At 41.4% G+C, this 7,491-nt stretch carries 10 protein-coding genes; all 10 read right to left on the reverse strand.

Annotation, left to right across the window (positions count from 1 at the left end):
- Positions 1–4 precede the first annotated feature (4 nt).
- The 10 genes from rsmI to PFZ69_RS20375 all read right to left on the reverse strand — a co-directional run bounded on the left by rsmI (position 5) and on the right by PFZ69_RS20375 (position 6,931).
- Positions 5–871, reverse strand: coding sequence for a 16S rRNA (cytidine(1402)-2'-O)-methyltransferase (gene rsmI / locus PFZ69_RS20330; RefSeq protein ID WP_270182918.1), 867 nt, complete (start codon positions 869–871; stop codon positions 5–7).
- A complete protein-coding gene (locus PFZ69_RS20335) occupies positions 831–1,130 on the reverse strand; it encodes a GIY-YIG nuclease family protein (protein WP_270182919.1) in 300 nt (99 codons plus the stop codon). Before PFZ69_RS20335 ends, rsmI begins: the two co-directional genes overlap by 41 nt.
- The gene (locus tag PFZ69_RS20340) at positions 1,120–1,857 is read right to left on the reverse strand and encodes a tRNA1(Val) (adenine(37)-N6)-methyltransferase (protein WP_270182929.1); all 738 of its coding nucleotides are present in this window, start codon (positions 1,855–1,857) and stop codon (positions 1,120–1,122) included. The genes PFZ69_RS20335 and PFZ69_RS20340 overlap by 11 nt, the downstream gene beginning before the upstream one ends.
- A 76-nt stretch (positions 1,858–1,933) precedes the next feature.
- On the reverse strand, positions 1,934–2,278 hold the full coding sequence (yabA, locus tag PFZ69_RS20345) for a DNA replication initiation control protein YabA (protein WP_270182920.1): 345 nt from the start codon (positions 2,276–2,278) through the stop codon (positions 1,934–1,936).
- Between the two features lie 16 nt (positions 2,279–2,294).
- Positions 2,295–3,122 (reverse strand): PSP1 domain-containing protein, encoded by an 828-nt coding sequence (locus tag PFZ69_RS20350; protein ID WP_270182921.1) that lies wholly within the window; start codon positions 3,120–3,122, stop codon positions 2,295–2,297.
- A 4-nt stretch (positions 3,123–3,126) separates the two neighbouring features.
- Positions 3,127–4,113: a DNA polymerase III subunit delta' gene (gene holB / locus PFZ69_RS20355; RefSeq protein WP_270182922.1), complete on the reverse strand. Its 987-nt coding sequence runs from the start codon at positions 4,111–4,113 to the stop codon at positions 3,127–3,129.
- 26 nt (positions 4,114–4,139) lie between these two features.
- Positions 4,140–4,469 carry a cyclic-di-AMP receptor gene (locus PFZ69_RS20360; protein WP_224885500.1) on the reverse strand — a complete coding sequence of 110 codons (330 nt, stop codon included), beginning with the start codon at positions 4,467–4,469 and terminating at the stop codon, positions 4,140–4,142.
- A 33-nt stretch (positions 4,470–4,502) separates the two neighbouring features.
- On the reverse strand, positions 4,503–5,144 hold the full coding sequence (gene tmk, locus PFZ69_RS20365) for a dTMP kinase (protein ID WP_270182923.1): 642 nt from the start codon (positions 5,142–5,144) through the stop codon (positions 4,503–4,505).
- A gap of 4 nt (positions 5,145–5,148) precedes the next feature.
- Positions 5,149–6,585, reverse strand: a complete 1,437-nt coding sequence (locus PFZ69_RS20370) for an aminotransferase class I/II-fold pyridoxal phosphate-dependent enzyme (protein WP_270182924.1) — start codon at positions 6,583–6,585, stop codon at positions 5,149–5,151.
- Between the two features lie 148 nt (positions 6,586–6,733).
- Positions 6,734–6,931 carry a sigma factor G inhibitor Gin gene (locus tag PFZ69_RS20375; protein WP_270182925.1) on the reverse strand — a complete coding sequence of 66 codons (198 nt, stop codon included), beginning with the start codon at positions 6,929–6,931 and terminating at the stop codon, positions 6,734–6,736.
- Positions 6,932–7,491: the final 560 nt, after the last annotated feature.

Raw genomic sequence — 7,491 nt, forward strand, 5'->3', positions numbered from 1 at the left:
GTTTTTAATCGACATGATAAGCTTGATAAACGTCCCGTTTTGGGATATTTCGGTCCTTTGAAACTAGCTTTATCGCCTCTTTACTCTTTGTTCCTTCATTAATATAGTGGGTTACATGTTCTTCTAACGAATAACCTTCCCACCATGCTTCTTGCGTAACATCTTCACCAGACCCACCGTCTACAATCACGCAGAACTCGCCTCTAACATTCGAATCCTCACACCATGCTAATACTTCTTCAGCTGTGCCTCTGACAAACTCTTCATATCGCTTGGAAAGTTCTCTTGCAATAACGATTTTTCGGTTTCCAAGAACCTCTAAGATCGCCTTGATCATTTCTTTCAAACGGTGAGGTGCTTCATAGAACAAGATTGGTGACCTAATAGGTACTAGCTGCTCAAGCTCGCTTTTTCTTTCCTTTTTCTGTCTAGAAAGAAAGCCATAATAATAGAAATGTTGCGTTTTAAGACCTGATGCAATCAATGCAGTCGTTGCTGCGTTCGCACCTGGCAATGGTATAACAGGTATCTCTTCCTCCACACACGCACAGACAAGTTCATAACCAGGATCTGAAATAGCCGGCATACCCGCATCGCTGACTAAGGCAATGTTTTGGCCATCCCGTAGTTTCTCTATTAACTTTTGACCGCTCGTATCCTTATTATGTTCGTGGTAACTCGTAAGTGCCGTCTCGATCTCGAAGTGATTCGTTAATTTTCTCGATTGCCTCGTATCTTCTGCTGCGATCAGATCTACTTCTTTTAGTATCTTCACCGCCCGAAACGTCATATCCTCTAGATTCCCAATAGGCGTTGGGACGAGATATAACTTACCTGTTTCGCTTTCCTTGTAACTCTGTTGACTCCACATGCTCGTACACTTCCTTTTCAATCAGAGACATTTTCTGAGCTCGGGTTAATTGTTTAATACGATATTCTTCTTGAAGTGCCTTGCGCTTCGTATCGTATGTGGCATGATAGACGAGTGAAAACGGTCCTCTTCCACGTGTATACTTAGCACCCTTCCCACTCTCATGCTGAGATATACGATGAGCCAGGTCTGTTGTGTACCCAGTGTAAAAACTATCGTCTTTGCATCTCAATATATAAACGACATGCTTACAGCTCATTATATAATTCTTTCATTTCGTTCGTATAGTTGCCATTGTCTTCGTAAACGACAAACGGAGGAAGTACTTTTAAATCAGGCTTTCCGTCCTTTATTCCTTCTATTAAAAGAATATTTGCCTCTTTGTTCGCTTTTGGATAGACGAGCTGCATCCGTTTAGGTTCAATTCTATACTTCCTCATCACTGTCATAATATCCAACAGTCTTTCTGGGCGATGAACAATGGATACTTTCCCGCCTTGTTTTACAAGACTGCTGCACGCCTGAATCACATCATCAAGCGTACATAACACCTCATGTCTCGCGATCGTTAAATGTTCATTCAGATTACGCTGCTCCGTTTTCTTACTTTTAAAATAGGGAGGATTGCACGTGACCGCATCATAAGATTCGCGCTTCATTTCTACCGGAAGCTCCTTCAAATCTCCATTATAAAGCGTGATCTGATCACTTAATTCATTTAGTGCTACGCTCCGTTTCCCCATGTCAAACAGTCTCTCTTGTATTTCCAACCCGTCGATCGCTACTTTGCTTTTCCTAGATAACAACAGCGGAATAATTCCATTACCTGAACAAAGATCAGCTGTTTTGCCACGTGTAATAGGTACCCAAGCAAAATTAGCAAGCAGGATGGCATCGAGTGAAAATGAAAACACGTTTGGACTTTGAATAATACTGAGTTCGTTCTCTACAATATAATCCAAACGTTCATCTTCGTTTAATTTCATCATCGTGTTCTCCTAACTCATTATTGATAAACAACGTCTAAAAAAAGGTCTTTCCAGAAAAGGAAAGACCGTACCACTACTTTTTATTTAAGAACGATAGACAGAAGAGGCAATCGCCTTCCGTCCGAATACTCCCGTAGTGAAGGTTGCAAATATGAAAGCCTTCTTGGTACAACCGGGCAAGGTTATCATATCCCTCACCAACTTCAGGCTTTCCGCGCTTCTTCCTGCCAGATGACTTCCCTCTCGGCTCAGAAGTTTGCTCCAACCGCTCTCGCAAGTGGTGATTCTCAATTTCGAGATGGTGATTTTCTTCTAACATCGCTGCTAGATGTGCTTTTAAATCGCCAAGTTGTTTATATAAGTCACCAATCTGTTCCTCCATTGAGCTTACTCGTGAAAAAACTTCCTTTTTCTCCACTTCCGTTCCACCTCAATCACTCTGTGGCTTGCGTAGACACTGCGCCGTCTTGTATTAATTCATCTAATGTATATTCTGTCACACGATTTAATTCAAAAAGTTCAACCTGTACAAGGCGTTCGAGAATATTCAACCCTACAACCTTACCTTTACCCTGACCTGTGTTGATCGTTTTTCCAACGTCAGGAAGTTCTTTTTTGCCTGATTCATAAGCATCGTTCTCATATTTTAAGCAGCACATCAAGCGTCCACATAGTCCAGATATTTTCGCTGGATTCAATGAGAGATTTTGATCTTTCGCCATCTTGATCGACACAGGCTCGAAATCTCCTAACCAAGTCGAACAGCATAGCATTCTGCCACAAGGACCGATACCGCCAAGCATCTTCGCCTCATCTCGTACACCGATTTGGCGAAGTTCGATTCGCGTTCTAAAGATTGAAGCTAAACCTTTAACTAAATCACGAAAGTCTACTCTTCCATCGGCTGTGAAATAGAAAATGATCTTATTGCGATCGAATGTATATTCTACATCAACAAGCTTCATATCCAGCTTGTACTCTTCAATTTTTGCACCGCATACTTCAAATGCTTCTTCTGCTGCGCTCTTATTATCTTCAACCGCTAAACGATCTTTCTCATCAGCGATGCGTATCACTTTCTTTAACGGAAGAACTACGTCTTCTTCGTCAACTTTCTTATTTGCTATTACTACTTTTCCGAACTCGACTCCGCGTGCTGTCTCTACAATTACAAATTCTTTGTTAGAGACCTGGAGGTTATTCGGGTCAAAGTAATAGATCTTTCCCGCTTTTTTAAAACGGACCCCGACTACTTCATACACAAACTTATCCCTCCCGTAACCTGAGCACTAACTGTTCCATTACAAACTGCGGGTTCGTATTGGCGCTCAGACGTCTTTTGGCATCAAGTATCGCCATCATATGCTCGCTTATTCTCTTCCTTGGGAATTGAAGGGCATAACGTTCGAGCTTATCTTTATAATCTGCATAGACAATCCGCTCATCTTGCAGCTGTATCTTCATCAAATCTTTGTACCAAAACAGCATAAGGTTTAGCCCCATGTCTAGCTGTGATTTTTCCTTAAAATGCGCGAGCCATTTATCATGGATCGTAAGAAAAACCTGATGAGGCCGTTCCTTTAACTCTTCAGTCAATTGTATCACTATCGCTCTTGCCTGTGCAAACCAGTCATCGGTCGCAAGTTCCTTCGCTTTTCCTTTATCGTTCGTTAATTGTGACGCTAGTTTCGCTAACTGTGACGTGATTCCTTCGTTTACTAGTTCTTTTTCGATATTACTAACCGATAAAGGTCGAAACGTCAGCACTTGGCACCTCGAGTAAATCGTTGGAAGTATATGCTGCTTTTGTTCCGTTAAAAGGATAGCCATCGTCATTTTACCAGGTTCTTCTAGAAACTTTAGCAAGCTATTAGCAGCCTGCGTCGTCATTTTATCTGAATGATTAAGGATATAAACTTTCTTATTCGATTCTACACCTAAATAAGAGAATTCTTTTTGAAGCTTACGAATTTGATCTATTTTAATCGATTGGCCATCAGGCTCAACCAGATGAAGGTCTGGATGATTACCCGAATCGACTCGTTTACAATCTTTACACGTTTGGCAAGGATCGATACCATCTCTCTCTTGGCAGAAGTAGGTTTTTGCCATGTGCACGGCAATATCCTTTTTGCCAGTGCCAGCTCCCCCATCGAATAAATACGCATGAGAGAGCCTATCCTTCTTGAAACTATTCATAACCATCCGTACGACAGTTGGCTGTCGCTCTTCTAATTGCTTCCAATCCGTCATTTTCAATCACTCATTCCAAACACATTTTAGAAGTGGTGGAACGCTTCTACAGGTAATACGAAAACAGTAGCGCCTCCAACCGATACTTCAACTGGGTACGGCACGTAAGAGTCAGCATTTCCACCCATAGGTGAAACAGGTGCCACCATTTGATCCCTGCTCTGACAATTGTCCTTAATGATATCAAGAAGCTTTTGCACCCTGTGGTCCTCAGTTCCTATAAGGAACGTCGTATTACCTGCTCGTAAAAATCCACCGGTCGTCGCAAGCTTGGTCGCCTGAAAATTATGGTCAACCAGGGCATTCGATAAGCGATTACTATCTTTATCCTGTACGACTGCCATCACTAATTTCATGATAATCCCTCCTCGGCGGCGAGCATGACCTCGTTATTTTTTGTTACTACAATAGTTATCCCAAAGCGCTACAAAATCCTCTTTTATCACCTGAAAAATCTGATTCGCTTCGTTATCGCCATCCACAAGTGTAATTCTTTCTTGATTTTGGTCGTATAGTTCTAGAAAAGCGCCGCGCACTTTCTCATGATAGTCTGTTCCTTTTTGCTCGATACGATCGAGTTGGTTCCTAGCAACCATACGTTCTTTCCCTATTGCTACAGGAAGATCGATCATGTAACTCCGATCTGGGGTTAACCCCCCTGTCGCAAATTCATTGATCATCTTGATCGATTCGACATCCAGACCAAGGCCAACACCTTGATAGGCGATCGATGCATCAACAAAACGATCACATAACACAACATAACCTTCCTCTAGTGCTGGAATGATTTTTTCGTTTACATGTTGAGATCGAGAAGCGGCATACAATAATACCTCTGTTTCATCAACCATTTCGGCATGCTCAGGATTTAGAATGAGCGATCGGATCTTATCACTGATCGCGGTTCCTCCTGGCTCTCTTGTATGAATAAAAGGGATGTTTTCCTCACTTAAATACTCGGCAAGCTTTTGGACCTGTGTCGATTTCCCTGCTCCATCAGGACCTTCAAACGTTATAAATAAACCTTTCAATGCTTTACTCCTCTTCTAGTGCAATCGTTATAGTATTCCCCATCATCCCCTGTACATGACCACCTTCGGATAAAACGTTCAGAAGGAACTTAACATGTTTACTTGTAAAACGTTCACCAGGCATAACTACCGGAATTCCTGGGGGATATGGAATCACTGCTTTTGCAGAAATCTTTCCTATTGCTTCCTTTACTTCGATCTCTCGTTTGCTCATTTTCTCCAATTCTTCAAAAGAATAAGCAGGAGTCGAGATTTCTTTATCTATTTCTATATTGTAGGAAATCACGGGATTCGTTCGAGATTTTAATGCGATTTCCTTGAATACTTGAATCGTCTTCTTATAATTTTCTTGTTTTGGCGCAAGTGGTAAAACGAGGAGAACGTTTAACGAATCTGCTAGCTCTGGAAAAATAGATTCTTGTTCTAACTCATCAGCTAATTGAAAGCCTGATAACCCCTTCACTTGAACCGTTACTTTCAACGGGTCAATCGTACTGACTGATGAAGTAGCATGATCGATTACAGTAACACCATCTATATGATTTAGACTTTTCTTAAACCAATCGACCTCAGAAACAATCTGTGTTAACTGTTCATGAGTTAAGGACGAAAGGTGATATCTAGCTAAATCAAGTGAAGCCATTATCGGATAAGATGGACTGCTAGACTGAAGGATTTGTAAATAGTCGTTTACCTTCGAACGGTAGTCTTCATTCACAACATGCAAGTACGCTCCCATCGTCATCGCAGGAAGGGTCTTATGAGCAGAATGGACAACAAGGTCCGCACCATGTGCGATCGAACTCTTTGGGAAATAGCCAGACTTTCCAAAATGGGCTCCGTGCGCTTCATCTACAATTACTGTAAGATGATGCTCATGAGCGAGCGCAATCACTTTCTCTATTTCAACCGACATTCCATAATAATTAGGGTTTGTTAGCACTAGTGTACGTGCCTCTGGGTATATTCTTATTGCCTCTTTAAGACTTCCAACTGTAATCCCAGTCGCAACCTGACTCCTATGTTCCATTTCCGGTGAAATAAAGACAGGCTTTGCTTTTGTTAACCTCAGTCCATTTATTATAGACTTGTGACAGTTTTTTTGAATGAAAACAGTGTCACCCTGCTGACATACCGCCATCATCATCGCTAGATTTCCTGCTGTTGAACCTCCAACTAAAAATCTAGTTTGTGCGCTGCCGTATAGTTCAGAAGCTAACTCTTCAGCTTCTTTTATCACTCCATATGCATCATGCAGATCATCAAGCCCAGTAAGCTCCGTTGCATCGATCGCCATCACATGCTTAAATACTTCTTCTGCCTGTTCCATAGCTGGAATGATCGCACCATTTTTGTGACCTGGCACATGATAAGATATTGGATCCCTCTTGCTCCAAACTGATAATGCTTCTAGTAGTGGTACTCTGTTTTGGTCTCTCATCTATCCCACTTCTATCTATTAAAATATCGTTACCCATATACTATTATTCTATCATTATCTAGCAAAGACGAGAAGTAAAGGTAGAGGGATAACACGGGTATGTATCAGTTTTATAAACAAAAAAAAGACAGCTTTTTCAGCTATCCCCTTATGCTAAACGACTGAGTCGTAATTTACGTAGTTTTTCTAAGTAGTACTGATAATTTGCATGACTTGTATCGGTTTCAATAACCTTTCTCTCACAATCATAACAAATAAAACGCTCACAAATATGAATTCCTTTTAAACGCGTTTCTTCACAAACAAGACAGATTTCTCCCTTACTCTGTCTTACCGAATTCTCCATCGTCCCACCTCCATGATAAAAGCTTTGCCCAATTGTATGTTAGATATACATTACAGTTATCATTTCTCAGCAGGAATATAAGGTTCCTTTCTAAGGATATGTTACACCTGCCTATCCCGTGTCTGTCTTAAGGTAAAAGAGATAAAAAATAACAAAATAGGGTGCTGGAGTGGTGTAATGGAGGTTGATCGGGATGGAAAAGTGCTTTTATCAGCGAAGCGTTGTTTGTAACGATTGCTTTGTTAAAAGCACATTTAGATAAAACCTTTTGAGGGCGGGAATCCGTGGGATTTCCGCGAAATTTTCATTTTATCCGCGATAATCATGATATATCCGCGCTTTTCGATTTATATCCGCGAAATCGGGGCTTTTATCCGCGATTCAAAGATTATATCCGCGAAACCCCAAATCAAGACCCCTAATAACTCACCACCGCCTTCAGACAAAACAAAAAAGCCAGAGCTCAATGCTCTGACTTCTCATTTGCCTAGCGACGTCCTACTCTTGCAGGGGGAGAGCCCCCAACTACCATCGGCGCGCGAGCTTAACTTCCGTGTTCT

The sequence above is a fragment of the Alkalihalobacillus sp. CinArs1 genome, from assembly GCF_947387515.1.
Lineage (GTDB): Bacteria > Bacillota > Bacilli > Bacillales > Guptibacillaceae > Guptibacillus.

What these genes read in the sequence shown, in the direction of transcription:
- rsmI (WP_270182918.1), bottom strand. Translation starts at nt 871, where the DNA reads ATGTGGAGTCAACAGAGTTACAAGGAAAGCGAAACAGGTAAGTTATAT.
- PFZ69_RS20335 (WP_270182919.1), bottom strand. Translation starts at nt 1,130, where the DNA reads ATGAGCTGTAAGCATGTCGTTTATATATTGAGATGCAAAGACGATAGT.
- PFZ69_RS20340 (WP_270182929.1), bottom strand. Translation starts at nt 1,857, where the DNA reads ATGAAATTAAACGAAGATGAACGTTTGGATTATATTGTAGAGAACGAA.
- holB (WP_270182922.1), bottom strand. Translation starts at nt 4,113, where the DNA reads ATGACGGATTGGAAGCAATTAGAAGAGCGACAGCCAACTGTCGTACGG.
- PFZ69_RS20360 (WP_224885500.1), bottom strand. Translation starts at nt 4,469, where the DNA reads ATGAAATTAGTGATGGCAGTCGTACAGGATAAAGATAGTAATCGCTTA.
- PFZ69_RS20370 (WP_270182924.1), bottom strand. Translation starts at nt 6,585, where the DNA reads ATGAGAGACCAAAACAGAGTACCACTACTAGAAGCATTATCAGTTTGG.
- PFZ69_RS20375 (WP_270182925.1), bottom strand. Translation starts at nt 6,931, where the DNA reads ATGGAGAATTCGGTAAGACAGAGTAAGGGAGAAATCTGTCTTGTTTGT.